Source organism: Nocardia sp. NPDC047038, from assembly GCF_040644075.1.
GTDB classification, from domain to species: domain Bacteria; phylum Actinomycetota; class Actinomycetes; order Mycobacteriales; family Mycobacteriaceae; genus Nocardia; species Nocardia sichangensis.
The window spans coordinates 317,598-336,417 of sequence record NZ_JBEYVQ010000006.1; the positions used below are offsets into that span (position 1 = coordinate 317,598).

18 protein-coding genes and 1 riboswitch are annotated in these 18,820 nt (G+C 71.0%); of the genes, 1 reads left to right on the forward strand and 17 read right to left on the reverse strand.

Features of this window, described 5'->3' with window-relative positions; all coding sequences use genetic code 11:
* Nucleotides 1–193: 193 nt before the first annotated feature.
* From ABZ824_RS22700 to ABZ824_RS22765, 14 genes are all read right to left on the reverse strand, one after another.
* Nucleotides 194–1,351: an LLM class flavin-dependent oxidoreductase gene (locus tag ABZ824_RS22700; RefSeq protein ID WP_356965176.1), complete on the reverse strand. Its 1,158-nt coding sequence runs from the start codon at nucleotides 1,349–1,351 to the stop codon at nucleotides 194–196.
* Nucleotides 1,348–2,154 carry a DUF1684 domain-containing protein gene (locus ABZ824_RS22705; protein ID WP_356965177.1) on the reverse strand — a complete coding sequence of 269 codons (807 nt, stop codon included), beginning with the start codon at nucleotides 2,152–2,154 and terminating at the stop codon, nucleotides 1,348–1,350. Before ABZ824_RS22705 ends, ABZ824_RS22700 begins: the two co-directional genes overlap by 4 nt.
* Complete coding sequence (locus ABZ824_RS22710; RefSeq protein ID WP_355079603.1) at nucleotides 2,151–3,521, reverse strand: NtaA/DmoA family FMN-dependent monooxygenase; 1,371 nt, start codon at nucleotides 3,519–3,521, stop codon at nucleotides 2,151–2,153. Before ABZ824_RS22710 ends, ABZ824_RS22705 begins: the two co-directional genes overlap by 4 nt.
* Nucleotides 3,518–4,651 (reverse strand): LLM class flavin-dependent oxidoreductase, encoded by a 1,134-nt coding sequence (locus ABZ824_RS22715; protein WP_356965178.1) that lies wholly within the window; start codon nucleotides 4,649–4,651, stop codon nucleotides 3,518–3,520. Before ABZ824_RS22715 ends, ABZ824_RS22710 begins: the two co-directional genes overlap by 4 nt.
* On the reverse strand, nucleotides 4,651–4,983 hold the full coding sequence (locus ABZ824_RS22720; protein WP_356965179.1) for a hypothetical protein: 333 nt from the start codon (nucleotides 4,981–4,983) through the stop codon (nucleotides 4,651–4,653). The genes ABZ824_RS22715 and ABZ824_RS22720 overlap by 1 nt, the downstream gene beginning before the upstream one ends.
* Before the next feature lie 176 nt (nucleotides 4,984–5,159).
* Entirely contained in the window at nucleotides 5,160–6,782 is a 1,623-nt protein-coding gene (locus ABZ824_RS22725; protein WP_356965180.1) for an ABC transporter ATP-binding protein, read from the reverse strand.
* Nucleotides 6,779–7,618, reverse strand: coding sequence for an ABC transporter permease (locus tag ABZ824_RS22730; protein ID WP_356965237.1), 840 nt, complete (start codon nucleotides 7,616–7,618; stop codon nucleotides 6,779–6,781). The genes ABZ824_RS22725 and ABZ824_RS22730 overlap by 4 nt, the downstream gene beginning before the upstream one ends.
* Before the next feature lie 101 nt (nucleotides 7,619–7,719).
* Nucleotides 7,720–8,724, reverse strand: coding sequence for an ABC transporter permease (locus ABZ824_RS22735; RefSeq protein ID WP_356965181.1), 1,005 nt, complete (start codon nucleotides 8,722–8,724; stop codon nucleotides 7,720–7,722).
* A gap of 2 nt (nucleotides 8,725–8,726) precedes the next feature.
* Complete coding sequence (locus ABZ824_RS22740) at nucleotides 8,727–10,346, reverse strand: ABC transporter substrate-binding protein (RefSeq protein ID WP_356965182.1); 1,620 nt, start codon at nucleotides 10,344–10,346, stop codon at nucleotides 8,727–8,729.
* Nucleotides 10,343–11,455 carry an LLM class flavin-dependent oxidoreductase gene (locus ABZ824_RS22745; protein ID WP_355079615.1) on the reverse strand — a complete coding sequence of 371 codons (1,113 nt, stop codon included), beginning with the start codon at nucleotides 11,453–11,455 and terminating at the stop codon, nucleotides 10,343–10,345. Before ABZ824_RS22745 ends, ABZ824_RS22740 begins: the two co-directional genes overlap by 4 nt.
* On the reverse strand, nucleotides 11,452–11,970 hold the full coding sequence (locus ABZ824_RS22750) for a GNAT family N-acetyltransferase (protein ID WP_356965183.1): 519 nt from the start codon (nucleotides 11,968–11,970) through the stop codon (nucleotides 11,452–11,454). The genes ABZ824_RS22745 and ABZ824_RS22750 overlap by 4 nt, the downstream gene beginning before the upstream one ends.
* A 4-nt stretch (nucleotides 11,971–11,974) precedes the next feature.
* Complete coding sequence (locus ABZ824_RS22755) at nucleotides 11,975–12,934, reverse strand: ABC transporter substrate-binding protein (RefSeq protein ID WP_356965184.1); 960 nt, start codon at nucleotides 12,932–12,934, stop codon at nucleotides 11,975–11,977.
* Nucleotides 12,935–12,948: 14 nt separating this feature from the next.
* Nucleotides 12,949–13,716 (reverse strand): amino acid ABC transporter ATP-binding protein, encoded by a 768-nt coding sequence (locus tag ABZ824_RS22760; RefSeq protein ID WP_355079621.1) that lies wholly within the window; start codon nucleotides 13,714–13,716, stop codon nucleotides 12,949–12,951.
* Entirely contained in the window at nucleotides 13,713–14,720 is a 1,008-nt protein-coding gene (locus ABZ824_RS22765) for an amino acid ABC transporter permease (RefSeq protein ID WP_356965186.1), read from the reverse strand. Before ABZ824_RS22765 ends, ABZ824_RS22760 begins: the two co-directional genes overlap by 4 nt.
* A 27-nt stretch (nucleotides 14,721–14,747) precedes the next feature.
* Nucleotides 14,748–14,841, reverse strand: a riboswitch (SAM riboswitch).
* Nucleotides 14,842–15,227: 386 nt separating this feature from the next.
* Here ABZ824_RS22765 and ABZ824_RS22770 point away from each other — a divergent pair.
* Complete coding sequence (locus ABZ824_RS22770) at nucleotides 15,228–15,935, forward strand: hypothetical protein (protein ID WP_356965187.1); 708 nt, start codon at nucleotides 15,228–15,230, stop codon at nucleotides 15,933–15,935.
* Nucleotides 15,936–15,961: 26 nt separating this feature from the next.
* On the opposite strand, the gene ABZ824_RS22775 is transcribed toward ABZ824_RS22770, so the two are convergent.
* The 3 genes from ABZ824_RS22775 to ABZ824_RS22785 form a co-directional block, all read right to left on the reverse strand.
* Nucleotides 15,962–17,128 carry a glycosyltransferase family 2 protein gene (locus ABZ824_RS22775; RefSeq protein WP_355079626.1) on the reverse strand — a complete coding sequence of 389 codons (1,167 nt, stop codon included), beginning with the start codon at nucleotides 17,126–17,128 and terminating at the stop codon, nucleotides 15,962–15,964.
* Nucleotides 17,129–17,163: 35 nt separating this feature from the next.
* Nucleotides 17,164–17,832, reverse strand: coding sequence for a DUF3153 domain-containing protein (locus ABZ824_RS22780; RefSeq protein ID WP_355079693.1), 669 nt, complete (start codon nucleotides 17,830–17,832; stop codon nucleotides 17,164–17,166).
* 194 nt (nucleotides 17,833–18,026) lie between these two features.
* Nucleotides 18,027–18,800 carry a carotenoid biosynthesis protein gene (locus ABZ824_RS22785; RefSeq protein ID WP_356965239.1) on the reverse strand — a complete coding sequence of 258 codons (774 nt, stop codon included), beginning with the start codon at nucleotides 18,798–18,800 and terminating at the stop codon, nucleotides 18,027–18,029.
* Nucleotides 18,801–18,820 lie beyond the last annotated feature (20 nt).

Genomic DNA, 18,820 nt, shown 5'->3' on the forward strand with positions numbered 1-18,820 from the left:
TGTGCGTCGAGCCGAGTCGGCGATCACCGGTCGGGCGAGTGTCCGGAACACGCGATGGGCCGAATCGGCGTTCAGTGGTAGCCCGCGGCGCTCTGGTGCCGGTGCGGCGGGGCCGGACGCCGATCGACGGAACCCGGGCGAGATGATCCCGGAGTCTGCCGGTGCGCACGAGGACGCACCGGCATGGCCCCGGTCAGGCGGCGCGAGCCGCGCGCAGTCCCCATGCCTCGGCGAGCAGCCGATACGATTCCAGGCGATCGGCGTGCTGATGAGTGATCGTGGTGACGAGCAACTCGTCCGCCCCGCTGACGCGTTGCAGCGCGGCGAGCCGTTCCGCGACCGTGCCGGCTGATCCCACGAACTGGGTGGCAAGGCGGTCGTCGACCAGACGCCGCTGCTCCGCGGTGAGCGGCGCGATGGTCGCCGGATCGGGATAGTCGGCCGCTCCCGCCCCGCTGCGGATGCTGTGCACCCAGTGACCGTAACTGGCGGCCAGCCGCTGTGCGGTCGCGTCGTCCTCGGCCACGACCACGTCCGCGGAGATCACCACGTACGGCTCGGCCGAGTCGGCGGACGGGCGGAACGCCGCGCGATACGCCTCGATCGCGTCCAGCGCGGTGCCCGGCGAGACGTGATAGGCCGCGGCGAACGGCAGCCCCAGCCGCCCGGCCAGCTCCGCGCTCTCGCCGCCGGTACTGCCGAACAGCCACAGCCGCACCTGTGCGTTCTCACCGGGAACAGCGTGCAGCGCAATGCCTTCCGGGCTGACGAAACTACCGGCCAACAGGGCGCGCACCTCGCCGATCTGCTCGGCGAAATCCAGCGGCTCCGCGCCGCGCTGCTGCAACGCGCCCACCGAGGCGATGAATTTCGACCGGTCCAGGATGCGGCCCGGGTCGAACGGCGGCGGAACGACCACGCCGTCGCGGATCTCGGTGCGCCCGGTCACCGCGTCGACCACCGGTTTACCGCCCTTGTTGCGCCCGGCTTCGGCCCCGAACTGGCTGCGCCGATGACCCGACCGGCCCAGCCCCAGGTCGAGCCGGCCAGGGTACAGCGCGTCGATCGTGCCGAACGCCTCCACGATCGAGGCCGAGGTGTGATGACCTACCTGCACGGCCGCCGAACCCACGCGGATGCGCTTGGTGGCCGCGGCGACCAAGCCGATCAGGGTGATCGAGGAGGAACTGGCCACCCTGACGAAGTGGTGCTCGGCCAGCCAGTACCGGTGGTAGCCCCACTGTTCGGCGTGCTGGGCCAGATCGACGGTGTTGCGCAGCGCCTGCTGCGCGGTGGAGCCCGCGCTGATCGGGGACAGGTCCAGGATCGATAGGGGAACGGACCCGCTCATGCCGCACGCCCCTGCCGCGGATCCTGCTCGCCCGCTTCGATGGCCACGCGCAGCCGGTTCTGCGCGGGCGCCACCGGGCAGGTCGCGAAATCGGTGAAGGCGCACGGCAGATTCGCCGCGCGGTTGAAGTCCAGCACCACCGTGCCGTCCGCCTCCGGTGCGCCCACGGTCAGTGACCGCGCGGCCGGGTAGGTCGTCACACCGCTGGTCGCGTCGGTGAACAGCACGCGCAGGTCGTTCCGGTCGCCGAACGCGACGACCCGTTCGGTCACCTCGCCGATGCGGAATTCGATGGTGCCCGCGGCGCTGTGGTGGTGTTCGAGTCCCTCGATCACCGCGCCGGTGACCACGGTCCGCTGTTCCTCGAACGGGGTGAACCGCCCGGAGAGCACCCAGCGTGGATCGGGTCGATACGACGGGATGCCCTCGAAGGTGAGCAGGGCGGGGGAGGCCGGGTCGTGCACCCGGACGGCGTAGCGACCTGTGCGGCGGATCACCTCGAGCACCCGGCGCTCTTGCCGGACGTGCAGTCCGGGCGCGCCTTCGGCGGGGGTGACGATCTGCACGCCGGCGATGCCGAGCCCGTCGTACTCCAGCCGGTCGGCGGGCTGGGCGGTGATGAACACCTTCTCGTCGGTGACCCACCAGGTGCCGGGGACATCCGGCAGCCGCTCGGGGCGGTCGGTGAGCCAGTGCAGCCCGGTCAGGCTGAGAAAGCCGAGCGGGTCACGCAACTGGTCCTCGCGCGCGTGGTGCCAGCGCGCCCACTCGGTCTCGAAAACGCTGGTGATGCTGGTGGTCATGACGCTATGGCTCCTTCGTGGGCGGTGGTGCGACGGTGGGGATGGCGCAGGCCGAGGTGGTCGCGCAAGGTGGTTCCGGCGTACTCGGTGCGGAAGCTGCCGCGCTCCTGGAGTTCCGGGACGACCCGGTCGACGAACTCGTCGAGCCCGTGCGGGGTGAGGTGTGGGACCAGGATGAATCCGTCGGCGGCGTCGGATTGCACATAGGTGTCGATCTGCTCGGCGACCGACGCGGGCGTGCCGATGAACTGCTGGCGCGCGGTGACCTCGATGATCAGCTCCCGGATGCTGAGCCCGCCCGCTTCCGCCTTGGCCCGCCAAGCCTCGGCGACCGCCCGGGGGTCCTTGGCGTGCCGTACGCGGCCGCGGGTGACGGTGACGTTGTCGGCGGGCTCGACCTCCGGCAGCGGGCCGTCCGGGTCGTAGCCGGAGAGGTCGCGGCCCCAGACCTGCTCGAGGAAGGCGATCGCGGTCTGCGGACCGACCTGCTGCAGGCGGATGTGCCGGGCGCGCTCCTCGGCTTCGGCCTCGGTGTCTCCGAGGACGAAGGTGGCGGCCGGGAGGATCTTCAGCTCGTCGGGGGTGCGCCCGTATTTGGCCAGGCGGCCCTTGAGGTCGGCGTAGAAGCGCTGCCCGTCCGCCAGGGTGCCGTGGCCGGTGAAGATCGCGTCGGCCGTGGCCGCGCCGAATTCCCGGCCGTCGTCGGAGTCGCCCGCCTGCAGCAGCACCGGGTGGCCTTGCGGGCTCGGCGGGAGCACGAATCGGGCGGCGATGTCGAATTGCGTTCCGCGATGCCGGGTTTCCGGGATGTCGCGGGCGAACACCCCGGCCTCCCGATCGACGACCAGGGAGTCCGCGGCCCAACTGTCCCACAACGCCCGGGTCACCTCGACGGTCTCGGCCGCGCGGCGGTAGCGCTGCCCGTGCTCGAGATAGCCGCCGCGCCGGAAGTTCGCGCCGGTGAACGCGTCGGAGGAGGTCACGACGTTCCAGGCTGCGCGCCCGCCGGAGAGGTGGTCGAGCGAGGCGAATTGCTTGGCCAGCTCGAACGGTTCGTTGTAGGTGCTGTTGATGGTGCCGGCAAGGCCGAGCTTCTCGGTCACCCCGGCCAGCGCGTTGAGCACGGTGAAGGTGTCCGGCCTGCCCACGACGTCCAGATCGTGGATGCGGCCGAGGTGTTCGCGCAGACGCAGTCCTTCGGCGAGGAAGAAGAAGTCGAACAGGCCGCGCTCGGCGGTCCGCGCCAGATGCTCGAACGACGCGAAATCGATCTGGCTGCCCGACTCGGGATCGCTCCAGACGGTGGTGTTGTTCACGCCGGGGAAGTGGGCGGCGAGGTGGACGGGCTTGCGGGGCTTGTCGGTCACGACAGCGTGCCTTCCGTGCTGGTGGCGTAGCGGCTCGCCGGGCGGGGCAGGCCGAGGCGAGCGCGTAAAGTGCCCGCGGGCTGCGGTTTCCGGTCCAGTGCGGACAGCAGACGGACGGCGGCGGGAAGCGCGAGGGGGCGCAGGACCACGCCGTCGGCGGCCTCGGCGGCGGCCACGTCCGCGAGCAGTTCACGCAGCGTCGCGGTGGTCCCGACGTGGCGCAGGGCGGTCGGCGCGGGGGTGCGGACCGGGTCGGCCCAGCTGTCCAGAGTGTGGACGTCCACACGTGCCGTGTCCGGGGAGTCCGCCAGATGGATGTCCAGATCCAGCAGCACCTGCACGCTGTCGGGGTCGCGTCCCGCGGCCGTCAGCGCAGCACGCACTTCGGTGCGTCGCGTCCGTGCCGCGTCGAGATCCGCCGCGTCGATCCGGATCAGGTCGGCGCGGCGCAGCGCGACCTCGGTGTCGGCCGCGCCGTCTGCGCGCACCGCGACGATCGGCTGACCCTGGGGTGAGCGCGGAGTGATCGATGGCCCCTTCACCGCGAAGTTGTCGCCGGTGAAGTCGATGTAGTGCAGTTTGTCCCGGTCGACGAAGCGGCCGGTCGCGGCGTCGCGGATCTCCGCGTCGTCCTCCCAGCTGTCCCACAGCCGGGTGACGACCTCGATCGCCTCGTCGGCCTCGTGCCACAGCGCGGCCGCCTCCTGTGCCGGTTTGCGTCCGAACGCCCGCGCCTGCTCGTCTCCTTCGGAAACGGTGACCTCCCAGCCCGCCCGGCCGAGCGTGGCGAAATCCAGGCTCTGGAACGCCTTCGCCAGATGGAACGGCTCGGTGTGGGTGACCGGCGCCTGCGGGATCAGGCCGACGCGGTGAGTGGCGGCGGCGACGCGGGCGGCGATCGCGACCGCGTCGAGCCTGCCCCGGGTGGCGCCGGGGCCGCCGGGCTGCAAGCCGAACGAGTCGGGCAGGAACACCGCGTCGACGCCCGCCTGTTCGGCCGCGACGATCAGATCGACCCAGTACCGCCCGGTGAACAGGTCTTCGGCGCGTGAGTCGGCACGCCGCCAGGACGCGGGGTGCGCGCCGGTCCCCGCCGCCTCGACGGCGAGGAAGAGGCCGGAATCCGTCATCAGGCCGTGCCCTCCGCGTCGATCTGCTGCCGCAGCGCCGGGTGCGTGCCCGCTCCTGCGACATCGGGGGCCGAGAACAACGCCTGCTGCCACAGCGCGGCGCGTATGCGGGGCGAGGAGCGGACGACGCGGCGGTCCCGCTCGGCGCGGACCGGTGCGACCGCGTGTACCCGCGCGTTACCGGAGATCTCGGCGGCGCGCGGGGCGCGCAGGCGGGTGCGCCACCAGCGGGCCGGGTCGGCTTCGAAGGCGGCGGGGTCGGCTGGAACGTCCGGCGCGGCGGCCGGTTCGGCGTCGGCGTCGGGCTTCCGGTTGAAGGCGGAGTACACCATCAGGGCGATCCTTTTCGGTCGGTGCCACCACGTGCTCGGCTTGTGGCCGGTGGTGGGCTCCGGTGAGCGGGGAGGGGTAATCGCGGAGGACGAGACGGCGGGTTCCGGGCGGCTGCGGCACGGAGCCCAGCGCCGCCGGTTCAGCACGCGGCTGTGGCGGTAGGTCGGATTCGGCATCAGGACACGCCTTTCGCCAGGGCGGGCGCCGGTATGGCCGACAACAGTTCACGGGTGTACTCGTGGCGCGGATCGCCGAAGATCTCGGCGGTGCGGCCGGATTCGACGATGCGGCCGTGCCGCAGCACCGCGACGTGATCGCTGATGCGGCGCACCACAGCCAGATCGTGCGAGATGAACAGGTAGCTCAGCGACAACTCGGCCTGCAGCCGGTCGAGCAATTCGAGAATCTGCGCCTGCACCGAGGCGTCCAGCGCGGAGACCGGTTCGTCGAGCACCAGCAGTTCCGGATGCAGCGCCAGCGCCCGGGCGATGGCGACGCGCTGACGCTGTCCCCCGGACAACTCGGCGGGCCTGCGCTGGGCGAAACCGGGCGGGAGCGCGACCTGCGCGAGCAGTTCCGCCACGCGGTCGCGGCGCTGCGCGCGGTTCCCGATGCCGAACGCGCGCAACGGTTCCTCGACGATCGCACCGACCCGCCAACGCGGATCCAATGAGGCGTAGGGGTTCTGGTACACCACCTGGAAGCGTTTGCGCAGTGCGCGCAGCCGTGACCCGCGGGCCCGCGACAGCGACTGCCCGTCGAAGGTGACCTCGCCGCGGTCGGGTTCGGTGAGCCGCAGCGCGATCCGCGCGGTGGTGGACTTGCCCGATCCGGATTCGCCGACCAGCGAGAGGGTCTCGCCGCGACCGAGTTCGAAACCGACCCCGGCCACCGCCGTCACGCTGTCGCCCCCGTGCGCCCGGAAGGTCTTGTGTACCTCGCGCAAGACCAGTAGCGGCTCGCCCGTCCTGGGCTTGGGCTCGCGGTAGCCGTCGGCGGGCGCGAGGCTGGGTGAGGCGGCGAGCAGGCGCTTGGTGTACGGGTGGTGCGGCGTGGCCAGCAGTTCGGCGGTGGCGCCGCTTTCCACCACCTCGCCGCCGTTGAGCACGACCAGACGGTCCGCGCGTTCGGCGGCGACGGCCAGATCGTGGGTGATCAGCAGCACCGCCGTGCCGCGCGCCGCGATCTGCTCGGCGAGCCGATCCAGTACCCGGCGCGCGACGGTCGCGTCGAGCGCGCTGGTCGGCTCGTCGGCGATGACCAGGTCCGGTGCGCAGGCCAGCGCCGAGGCGATCAGCACCCGCTGGCGCTGCCCGCCGGAAAGCTCGTGCGGGTACTGGGTGGCCCGTAGTTCGGGCCGGTCCAGTCCGGCGTCGGTCAGCAGCTCGATCGCCCGCGCCCGTGCCGCTTTGCGGTTGGCCAGTCCGTGTACCAGCAGCGATTCGGCCACTTGGTCGCCGATTCGCCGGACCGGATTCAGCGACAGCCCGGGGTCCTGCGGGACGAAGCCGATGCGCGCTCCCCGCAGCCGACGCAGCGCGCGTTCGGAGCCGGTGTCGACCACGGCGCCGTCGAAGGTCACGGTGCCACCCGCGATCTCGGCGTTCGCGCCGAGCAGGCCGATCACGGCGTGGGCGAGCGTGGACTTGCCGGAGCCGGACTCGCCGACCAGCGCCACCACCTCGCCGCGGGCCACGGTGAGTGACACACCGTCGAGCGCGGTGACCGGGCCGGTGTCCGAGCGGTAACGAACCCGCAGGTCCTCGACGTGCAGCAGTGGAGATGCTGGGGCGCTCACGCGCGTTCTCCCTTCCCGATCGCGCGGCCGAGGCGCTGCGCGGCGAGCACGACGGCGATGATGACGAGACCGGGCAGGGTGGTCATCCACCACGCGGTCGCGAGATAGTTGCGGCCCTCGGAGATCAGCGTGCCCCACTCGGGCGTGGGCGGCTTCGCGCCGTAGCCGAGGAAGCTCAGCGCCGACACGGCCAGCACCGCCATGCCGAATTCCACCGCGGCCAAGGCGAGTACGGGCTGGATGGAATTGGGCAGCACGTGCCTGGCCAGCACCGTGTACCAGCGTGCGCCCGCGGCGTGGGCGGCCTCCACGTACACCGCCTGGCGCACCCGCAGCACTTCCGATCGCATCACGCGGGCGAAATTGGCCACCAGCGAAATGCCCACCGCCAGCGCCACGTTGCGGGTACCGAAGCCGAGCGCGGTGACCAGCGCGAGCGACAGCAGCAGCGAGGGCACCGACAGCAGCACGTCGACCAGCCGCATGACGACGGCGTCCACCACGCCGCCGACCGCGCCGGACAACAGCCCGAGCAGCGCCCCGGCGACCAGCGCGATGCCCACCGCGGCCAGGGTGGCGGTCAGCGAGAGCCCGGCGCCGTGCACCATCCGGGTGTACAGATCGCGCCCGAGATTGTCGGTGCCGAACCAGTGTCGAGCGCTGGGGCTCTGCAACTTCTGCGCGGGCACGCCGGTCAGCGGGTCGCCGCCGGCGAAGACCGACGGCGCCAGCGCCCACCCCACGGCGAGCAGCGCGACGGCGCCCGCCACCACCAGTCCGGCGTTGCCGCGCAGAGTCTTCCACCGCACGGCCGGTCGTCGCAGACCGGTCAGCACCGCTGCGCGCTGTTCCTCGGTGACGTCAACCACGAGTCCGTACCCCCTCGGCGAGTGGTGCGCCGAGCAGGAGCCCGGCGTTACGAATGACGGGAGCGGGGTCAGGCACGGACGATCGCCTCCTCGGCGGTGTCGGCGGCGGTCTGCTCGGACTCGCCGCGCACACGGCGAGAGCGGGCGGCGATGCGCGGGTCGAGCAGCGGATACAGCAGGTCCACAGCCAGATTCACGCTGACGAACACCACTGAGGTGAGCAGCACGATGCCCTGCACCACGGGGATGTCCTGCGCCAGCACCGCGGTCTGGGTCAGCCGCCCGACGCCTTGGCGGGCGAAGACCGTCTCCACCACCACCGATCCGGCGAGCATGTTGCCGACCAGGACCCCCGCGATGGTGAACGCGGGCACACTGGCCGGGCGCAGCACATGCGTGCGCCGCACCCACCAGCGCGACCCACCCTTGGCCAGGGCCACGTCGACGAACGGCTGACGCCAGGTCGTCTCCAACCCGGCGGTGAGCACTTGTGCGATGACCGCGCCGATCGGCAGGGCCAGGGTGAGTGCGGGCAGCACCGTGCCGGCGAAACCGTGTCCGCCGAATGCCGGAGCCAGCCGCAATTGGAACGAGAACACCTGCAGCAGTAGCAGTCCGGTCCAGAAGGTCGGCACCGAGACGCCGAGCGACGGCAGCGCGGCCAAGGCGTTGCGCAGCCACGGCCGCCGGGTCTGGGTGGCCGCGAACGCCAGTGCGACGCCGCCAACGACCGCGAAGAGCAATGCGGTGCCGGTCAATTCGAGCGTGGCGGGTAGCGCGTCACCGATCGCGCCGGTGACCGGCTGCCCGGTCGCGATGGAATGCCCGAGGTCGCCGCGCACGGCGTGCCCGAGCGCGGTCGAATACTGTTCCCACAGCGGCCGATCCAGCCCGTAGCGGGCCTGCATCTCGGCGATGGCGGCCTTGTCCACCGGCGTGCCTGCGCCGCCGCCGTCGGCCGCGATCGAGATCGGGTCGGCGGGCAGCAGGTACAGCACAACGAACGACAGCGTGAACGCCGCCCACAGCACCCAGATCGCCTGCAGTGCCCGCAGGGCCAGATAGCGCGCCATGACTACCGTCCGCTCAGCCAGGTGTCGAAGAACTGCAATCGGGCGGAGGCTTCGAACTTCAGATCGCGCGTGTTCGCGCTCGCGCCGATGGCCTGGGACAGCTCGACGGTCGGCAGCTGCAGTCCGGCGTCGAGCACCTGTTCCTGCGCGGTGCGGATGAGCCCGTTGCGTGTCGCGGCGTCGACGGTGCTGACCTGCCCGTTCAGCGCATCGTCCAACGCGGGTACGGGGCCGCGCGCGTTGAGATTGCGCCCTTCGAGGCCGAAGGTGGTGCGCAGGATGTCACCGTCGGCGCGAGTGGTGTTGCCGTAGAAGGAATCGAAATCCTTGCTGCTCTGGCGCGCCGTGGCCTCCGCCGACGACACCAGGTCCAGCTTCAGCTCGACGCCGACCTGCCGCAACTGCTGCTGCACCAGTTCGAGGATCGCCTGGTTGCCCGCGAACACCTGGCTGAACAGCACCGAGAACGACAACCGCTCACCGTTTTTCGCCCGGACGCCGTCCGCGCCGGGCAGCCACCCGGCCTGATCCAGGAGCGTGCGCGTCTTCGCCGGGTCGTAGGCCAGACGCGCGGAGAGGTCGGTGTAGCCGGGTGTGGTGCTGGCGAGTGTGCTGGTGGCGGGCTTGAATTGCGGGCCGAGCACGGTGTCGACCAGTTGCTTGCGATCGATGGCGGGCAGCAGGGCCCGGCGCACCGCCGGATCGCGCAACGGACCTCTGGTGACGTTGAGCTGCAAGCCGAACGGCACACCCGGGTTGGCGGTGCTGAGCACCCGGCCACCCGCCGCCTCGATCTGCGGAGCGTCCTGCGGCAGCGCGTCGCTGATCGCGTCCAGCTGCCCGGAGGCGAGACTGCCGGTGCGGACGCCGGATTCGGGCACCACGGTGAACTCGATCTTGTCCAGGTAGGCCTCGCCCCGATGGGCGAACACCGCCGAACCCCAGTGGTAGCCGGTCCGTTTGGCCAGCGTCACCGCGGCGTCCTGGCGGTAGGCCGCGTAGGTGAACGGTCCGCTGCCGACGTTGTCGCCGAGGCAACGCTGTTCGGCAGGCTTGGCCGTGGTCACGTCGGCCAGGATGCCGAGCGCCGCGGTCGAGGACGCCTGCAGGAACGGTGCGTTGGGCTTGCTGAACTCGACCCGGGCGGTGAGCCGGTCCACGGCCGTGGTCCCGACGTAGCCGGTGAGGTAGCTGCTGCCCAGCGGCGCCTTGCCCGAGCCGATCTTCACGACCGAATCGAACGTGTTGCGCACCGATTCGGCGGTGAGCGGCGTGCCGTCGCTGAAGGTGACGCCGTCGACGAGGTGGAAGGTGAAGACCTTCGCGTCGGGGCTCGTCTCCCAGCTCTGCGCCAGCCACGGCTTCAGCTCGCCGGTGGCCGGGTCCTGGTCGGTCAGCGAATCCACGATCTGCCGGGCGACGTACAGCGTCTGATTGGTGCCCGCCTGGGCGGGATCCGAGCAGGTCGGCGCCTGGGACAGGCCGTAGCGCAGTACACCGCCCGGCTGGGGCGGGCCCGCGTCGCCGCCGGGCGCGGCCGAATCACTGCCGCAGGCGGCCACGGTGGTGGCCGCGGCGAGCGCGCCGGCCAGCGCGACGATTCGGTGACGGGTTCGGATCACGGGGCAACTCCAGATACTTCGGGGCGGGGGAGCTCCTCGCCCTGGTCGGGGTCGGTATCGGCGACACCGGTCGCCAACGGTCGGCTGGGGATGCGGCGGCGCAATTCCGGCGCCACCTCGGCTTGGAACAGCTCGAGGCCGTCCAGGTACTGCCGCTCGGGGCGGCCGTCGCGTTCGGCGGACAGGTGGATCACCTCGTGGCCGAGGTGCTCGTGCTGGCGGCCGACCTTGTCGATCACCTGCTCCGGGCTGCCGATCAGCGCCGAACTGCGGGCCACGTAGTCGTCGAGGGTCTCGAACACCACCGGCAGCCCGCGTTCGCGCGCCAGCGCCAGCCGCGCTTCGAAGATCGGCGCGTAGGCCGCGAGCGCCTCCTGCGAGGTGCGCGACACCTGGAATCCGGCGGTGCCCGCGCCGACCAGCGCGTCGGCGGGGTCGTGGCCGTGGAACGCCCAGCGCTCCCGGTAGTGGCGCACCAGCTCGGCATACGGCTCGATCGGGTTGGTGACGTTCGCCGAGAACAGTGGATCACCGTGGCGCGCGGCCAGTTCCACCGATTCGCGACTGGTGGCGCTGCCGTGCCAGATCCGGATCTTCGGCTGCCACGGCCGCGGCAATGCTTTGGCCTCGCGCAGCGGCGGACGGAAGCGCCCCGACCAGGTCACGCTGTCACCGGCCCACAGGGCGCGGAACAGTTCGTAGCCTTCGCGATTGCGGTCCCACTGGTCGTCGGGCGTGACGTGGTACAGCTGCGCCTGTGCGGCGCCGTTGCCCTTGCCGATGATCAGCTCGAGCCGCCCGCCGGACAGGTTGTCCAGCGTGGAGTAGTCCTCGAAAGCACGCACCGGGTCGAGCAGGCTCAGCGTGGTCACCGCGGTGAACAGCGTGATCCGCGAGGTGAGTGCGGCCAGGTGGGACAGGATGACCGGCGGCGCGGCGGACAGGAACGGCTCCTCGTGCCGCTCGCCGACGGCGAACCCGTCGTAGCCCAGTTCCTCGGCCAGCCGCGCCTGGCCGACGACGTCGCGCAGGCGTTCCCGGGTGCCGGGCAGGCGGCCGGTCCGCGGGTCGGGTACCCGGGTCACCAAGGTGAACAGCAGGAACTTCACGCGATCGCTCCCAGCGCGGGCAGCTGCTTCTCGAAGGGATGCGGCCCGATCTGTTCCGCGGGCAGGTCCGGGTCGTAGAGCGCGCGGTAACCGGCGGCGAGATAGAGGCCGACCGCTTCGGGCTGACGCGGTCCGGTGGTCAGGTAGATCCGCCGGTAGCCGCGGCGCGCGATCTCGGCTTCCAACTGCTCGAGTACGAACAGTCCGAGCCCTTGCCTGCGGTGCTCCCGCGAGGTCCAGATCCGCTTCAGCTCGGCGGTGTGCGCGTCGTAGCGCTGGAAGGCACCGCCCGCCACCGCTTCTCCGTCGCGGGTGACGACCAGCAGCGCGCCGTGCGGCGGCGCGAACGCGGCGGCCGGGTGCTCGCGCAACGAGGCGTGCACCTCGCCGGGCGTGCGACCGTAGCGGCTGCTGTACTCGAGGGCGAGTTCGGCAAGCAGGGGCGCGGCCAGGGGGTCGTCCTGGGCCACCCGGTGCACGCGCAGCGTCGTCGGGGTCGAGAGCGGTTGTGTCATCGGCTCAGCGCTTCTTCGGCAGGCCGGGCGGGTTGATCCGCGATTCGGTGACCGTCTCGCTCTGCAGGCCCCAACGGTCGATCACCTGCTGATATGTGCCGTGCTCGATGGCGTAGGCGAGCGCGTGCTGCACGGCGGTGATCAGCCCGTTGTCCTTCTTGGTGAGCACCGCGATCTCGCCTTGCAGCGCCTCGCCCGCACCGGAGAAGGTGCCCACGATCCTGGTCTGCTTCGCGGTGGCCGCGTGGTAGATCGCCGTCGGGTTCGGGCCGAGGTAGCCGTCGAGCCGCTGCGAGGCCAGCGCCAGGTAGTAGTCGGTGGTCTGCTGGAAGTAGGCGATGTCGATCGGAGGCAGGCCCTCGGCCCGGTTCTGCTCGTTCCACTTCACCAGCAGCTGCTCCTGGTTGGTGCCGCTGCCGACCCCGATCCGCTTGCCCGCCAGGCTCGTCCGATCCTTGTATGCCAGCTGGCTCTGGATCGGCACCTCCAGCGCGACGTTGTCCTTGCGGTAGGTCGCGAAGTCGTACTTCTCCTTGCGTTCCTCGGTGACGGTGACGTTGGAGATGAACGCGTCCACCTCACCGGAGTCCACCCGCACGAAGTTCTGCGACCAATCGGCCACCTGCGCATCGAGTTTCAGGCCGAGGATGTCGGCGACCAGCGAGGCGAAGTCGATCTCCGAGCCGACCACCGTCCGGTCGTCGGTGGCGTAGAACCGCAGCGGCGGCGCTGCCCCGGACGTGCCGGTCACGACCAGCGTGCCGCGGTCGCGGATCGCCTTCGGCACCTCGGCGGCGATGGCATCGACCTTGGCGGCCCGAACGCGGCCGGACTGGGCGGGGGAGAGGTCGAAGGTGACCGAACCGGCGGGCTGCGCGGCGTTGTCCGCCTCGGGTTCGGTGCAGCCGGTGGCCAGCAGCACGACCGCGGTCGCGGCGGCGGTGACCAGGGCGGAGAACTTCATCGGATACCTGTTCGTCAACGGACTCGGGAAAGGAACGCGCGAGTGCGCGGGTGTTCGGGATGGTCGAGAACGACCGAGGGCGGGCCCTGCTCGACGATGACGCCCTCGTCGAGGAACACCACGGTGTCGGCGACCTCACGGGCGAAGCCGATCTCGTGGGTGACGATCACCAGCGCGGTGCCGCCGTGCGCCAGATCGCGGATCACATCGAGCACTTCGCCGACCAGTTCCGGGTCCAGCGCGGAGGTGGGCTCGTCGAACAGGATCACGCGGGGGCGCAGCGCCAGCGCGCGGGCGATCGCCACCCGCTGCTGCTGCCCGCCCGACAGCCTGCGCGGATACGCGTCCGCCAGGTGTCCGATGCCGACCCGATCCAGCAGCAGGCGTGCCTCGCGCTCCACCTCGGTCCGATCGCGCCGCTGCGCGGACAGCGGTGCGAGCGTGACGTTGTCGAGCACGGTGAGGTGCGGGAACAGATTGAACTGCTGGAAGACGAAGCCGATCCGGGAGCGCTGCTTGCGCACCGCGTGGTCGGGCAGCGCGTGCAAGCGGTCGCGGCGCAGCCGATATCCGATCAGCTCGCCGTCGATGTGCACGGTGCCCGCGTCCAGCGTCTCCAGATGGTTCACCACGCGCAGCAGGGTCGACTTGCCCGACCCGGACGGGCCGATCACGGCCACCACCTCGCCGGATCGCACGGTGAGATCGATGCCGCGCAACACCTCGTGCGAGCCGAAGGATTTCCGGACGCCGCGGACCTGCACGGCGGGTGTGGCGCTCATCGGGTCGCTCCGCGCGGTGCGGCGGGACCGGCCTCGGCGACCTCGCGCAGCTTCCGCCACGCGCGCTGCAGCGGCGTCGGCGGCGGCGTGCGGTGCGCGCCCTTGGCGTAGTGGCGTTCGATGTAGTACTGCGCCACCGAGAGCGCCGTGGTGAGCACGATGTACCAGACCGTCGCGACCATCAGCAGCGGCACCACCCGTCCGTTGCGCCCGTAGATGACCTGGACCTGGTAGAACAGCTCGGCGATCGCCATCACCGACACGATCGAGGTGCCCTTGAACAGGCTGATCACCTCGTTGGCCGCGTTCGGCAGGATCGAGCGCATCGCCTGCGGCACCACCACCGTGCGGAATTGCCGCAGCCGTGGAATCCCCAGGGCGGCGGCGGCTTCCAGCTGACCAGCGTCCACCGAGATGAACCCGGCCCGGATGATCTCGGCCGAATACGCCGCCTGATGCAGCGCCAAGCCGATCACGGCGGCGGTGAAACCGCTGATCACCCCGTTCACCTCGAAGGTGAACAGCGCGGGCCCGAACGGGATGCCGACCGAGAGGGTCCGATACAGGTAGGCGATGTTGAACCAGAACAGCAGCTGCACGATCAGCGGGATCGAGCGGAATGCCCAGATGTAGACCCACGCGATCACCCGCAGCACCGGGTTGTTCGACAGCCGGGCGATCGCGAGCGCGGTGCCGAGCAGAAAACCCAGCGCCGTGCCCCACGCGGTCAGCTCCAAGGTGACCCGCAGCGCCGACAGCACCGACTCGGCCGTGATGTACCGCGCGAACGTCGGCCAATCCCAGCCGGGATTGGTGGCCAGCCCGTGCACGAACTGGGCGAGCAGGATCAGCGCGACGGCGCTGATCACCCAGCGCCAGGGATGCCGGGTCTTCGCGACGGTCGGCGTCGTGCCGGTCTCGGCGGGGGCCGGTGTTCCGGTCGGGTCCGGTTCGGTCGGCGCGGCGGCCTCGGGGGCGGCGTCCGGCGCGGTGGACGCGCTCATGACGGGTCCTCGATGATCACTTCGGTTCCTCCATCGGTCCCGGCGGAAGCACCCGCACCCGGTGACCGGGGGGTTGCTGCGACGTCGACGAGCCAGGTCTCTCGGTCGCTCTGGATGGTTGGCGCCGACCCCCCGTCAACGGATGTCAGGGGCGAGCCGAATCATGATGCCCAGCAAGGGAAGCCTGGAACAAGAGAAGTAATCACCGTGAGCGTAGATCTTGTCGACGCCGATTCATCGGATCTTTGTAGTAACCGGGCGTGCGCTGCTCTGCCGAGGGCGAGGTGAGTTTCCGCGCTTCGCCGATCCCGGGGCGCGTGGCGCCGGACTGGGATGGTCCGATGCAGCATACGGCTATCGCCGACGCGGGGGAACGCCGGTGGGCGACGCGGAGGTCCGTTCCGGGCAAACAGGACTCGCCACGAAATTGCTGTGTGCAATCTCGGCTGCTGATTGCGTTTGCCGGAGTACTGTCCCCCTCGATCGTTCCGCCGATGAGGAGGTTTCGTGACCATATTGCGCCGTCTGACCCAGTTGTCCGCTGTCGCGACCAGTTCGATCGCCTTCGTGCTCGCCGGGCCGGGGGCCGCGTTCGCGGCTCCGGATGCCACGATTCCCGCGTTTCCCGAGGACTCCGTACCGATCGCCGCCCCCGGTGACCTGTTCGGCGCGTATCAAGCCGCGCTCGACGCGTTGCGCGCGCTCGGTATCCAGCCGTTCGCGTACCCGAGCGCGTCGGCGTTCTGCCTCGACAACACCACGGCCGGTCTGGCGCCCGCCGTGGCAGGCGCCATTCCGGGGCCGTGGCCGAAGACCACCGTCCAGATTCCCGGCCAGGACCTCAGCGCCGTCAAGGCCGGGCAGGCCATGTTCACCTTCGTGCCCTACGGGCTCGGACCGGACGGCCCGAATACCGCCGGAATGCAGGTGAGCTGGCTGAACCTGAGTACCGGTCGCAGCGGCACCGCCGCCATGGGGCCGCTGCCCGAGGTCGCGCGTTCGATGGTTCCCGCGGCCGTTCCGCCGGACCAGCGGCCCGCGGCCGAGCAGGCGATCCGGGACTTCCTCGTCGCGTCCCTCCCGATGGGCGGGGTGCGCGCGGTCCCGGTGGACACCGGGAAGGGCACCGTGCTCGCCGCGATGTTCGGCACGGTGCAGAACGGCGCCAAGTCCTGCTTCTTCCTGCCGACGGTGGGAATCACCCCGGTGCCATGAGATTTCCGTCACCGCGGCACGGCTGCTCAGGGAAGCGGCCGACCTTTCCAGCGCGCCGTGCCGCGGCGACGGGCCAGGTGTGACCGCACCCACAAAAGCAGATACACCGCCACCGACACCGGATGCGCGACGGCGGCAGGCAGATCCGAAGGTTTCAGCGGGCCGCCGGTTTCGGTCGAGCGGGCCAGCAGTCGCCCGGCGACGGCGGCGAGCCAGCCGGCCAGGCCCGCCCGGCGGTGCGCCCCGCGGCCGAACACCGCCACTGCGGGCGGCACCCAATAGGCAAGGGCGGCAACCAGTCCCACCGCCGCTCCACCCGTTATCGTGCCGTCGTAGGCCGACCAGAGCCAGCGGGAGTAGCCCGCGTCCAATTCCGCGGCGTCGCGATACATCCTGGTGCGGGCCAGCGGTCCCGCGGCCACCAGAACCGTGGAATGACCGGCTCGCCGCAGCGTACGGGCGATGTCGAGGTCTTCGGTGACGCTTCCGGCCACCGCCGTGTGGCCGCCCACCGAGCGGTACGCGGCGTTGTCGAACACGAGGAACTGCCCGCAGGCCACCGCCGTGGCGGGCCGTAGGCTCCGGTCGGCCGCGGTGACCGGCAGCGTCGAGGCCCACGACCAGCACAGCAGGGGCTGCACCAGCGCCTCCGCCACCGAGCCTGCCACCTGCAGCGGCCAGGGGGAGACCAACGCGGCGCGTCGTTCGCGCAGCGCGCCGACCGCCGCCGCGAGCGCCGTCGGGGCCAGCCGCACGTCGGCGTCCAAGAAGATCAGCACCGGCGTCGACACCTCCTCGGCCAGCCGGACGCAGGCGGTGGCCTTTCCGGTCCAGCCGGGGACCGGATCGGACTCGCTGTGCAGCAAGGTGAAACGCGGGTCGCCGTCGATCGCCGCGCGGGCCGCGGCGCCGGTGTCGTCGGTGGACGCGTCGTCGAGGACGCGTACCGCCATGCGCGGCACGCCCACCTGGGCGCGCAGGTCGCCGATCAGCTCGGGTAGCCGGTCGGCCTCGTCGCGCGCCGGGATACAGACGGTGACCGGTTCGATCACCGTCGTCGGGGTGTTCGTCAACCGCCGTACGGTGATCCGGTTGTACAGCGCGATGCCCGCGCCCAACACGGCGACCGCGGCGGCGAAGGACGGCAGGATCGAGTTCGCGCGCAACGTCTTCGGCAGGTCGGCACTCACCATGTGGGCCACGCTATCGCGGCACACCGACCTGTCGCTCAGCGATTCTGCGTCACCGAGCGCCACCAGCGGCTGAGCGAGAAGCCGACCTCCGGCGCGCCGGGCGCGGCAGGGTTGCGGTCCATGTACGCCATGGCCGCGACGATGGCGGCCACCGCGAGCGTAATGCCGCCCGCGATGCCCGCCCAGCCCGCGAACGAGCGGGTGTTCGGGTCGGCGTAACTGACCTCGGCGCGCAATGTGGAGACATCACCGGGCGGCAGCTTCCAGGAGACGACGTTGTCGCCCTCGCGGCTGCCGTTGGTCTTGGCGACGCGGGCCGGGAACGCGATGGTGAACTGCACGTCCGAGCCGTGCGGCGGCACCGATTTCAGATCGACCCGCCCGCTCAGGCTGACCAGGTCGCCGGTGCGCTGGAATTGCAACTGGAACATGCCCTGGGTCTGCTCGGACAGCCCGCCGAGCTGCTGCACCTCGCCGAACGACAGATCCTCGAAGAAGACCTGGCTGCCCATATATCCGTCCTGGGCGTACGGCTCCACCCGCACCTTGGCGGCCAGCGTCTCGGGCGCCTTCAGCTGCGGGCCCTTGTCCCCGGCGTCGGCGGGCACCACGGCGGCGACGATCCGTCCGGACACCCGGTCGTTGGACGAGACCCCCATCGAAACCTGGACCCGCAGGCACGCTGCGAGCATCGGGACCAGCATCGCCGCGAGCAGGACGACCGAAGCGGCACGCGCGGCACGGCGTGGGACCCGCCGCGGCGGGCGATCCGGGGTATCGAGCTTCGTGGTGACGGGACTCGGCTGCACGGGTGACATCGTGCCAGGCCGTCCGCCCGGAATGAAACGCGCCACTCATCGCGCGCGTCGGCGCGCCGAGTGCGGGGAATCACGCCGGGTCAGCGGCGCGCGCGAGCCAGGACGACGAGCAGGGGAACACCGAGCACACCCATACCGGCGAAACCGTATCCGGCCGACGGCAGGAGACTGAGGAACACCGCGTGGGCCAGCGCCGACCCCAGCCAGGTCCACAGGAAGAAGGCCACCGGTACGGCGACCGCGATCGCGCGGCCACCCGGTCGCGCTACCCGTACGGGCTCCGGAGCCGCTCGCTCCCAGAGCGCCAGCAAGCAGCCCATCACGAGCGCGACAGCGAACCAGCCCAGGTAGTTGGTCACCGGAATCAGGTCCAGCCCGGGCAGGCCGGAGTGGGTGTCACACCAGGCCCACTGCCCGTCGGTCACCATCTGCGAATCCAGGAAAAGATCCCAGCCCACCGCGCCCACCGCCGTCGCCAGGACCCGCGTGACCGTGTGCCGTGACAACAACCCGGCTACCACCCACACCGGATACATCCCGCCGGTCCAGGCCAGCGGGACGAGCAGCGGCACCGTGCGCAGAGCGGGCCCGAGCCGGTCGGTCGCGTACTCGTAGCAGCCGAACGGAATGCCGGTCGCGGTACCGATCACCTCGGCGGTGAGCCCGACGCCGGAGACGATGATCAGGAAACCGACGGCATAGCGGAACCCCCTGGTCGCGGTCGCGTGCGCCAGCGCGGCGGCGGCGGAGAGCAGCACGACCGCGACGGTGACACGGTCGCGCGCACCACCCGCGGCGAGTGGGTAACCGATCTGCGCGACGATCGTCAGCACGACCAAGGCGAGTGGCAGCAGAAAACGTGCCGATCGGTATC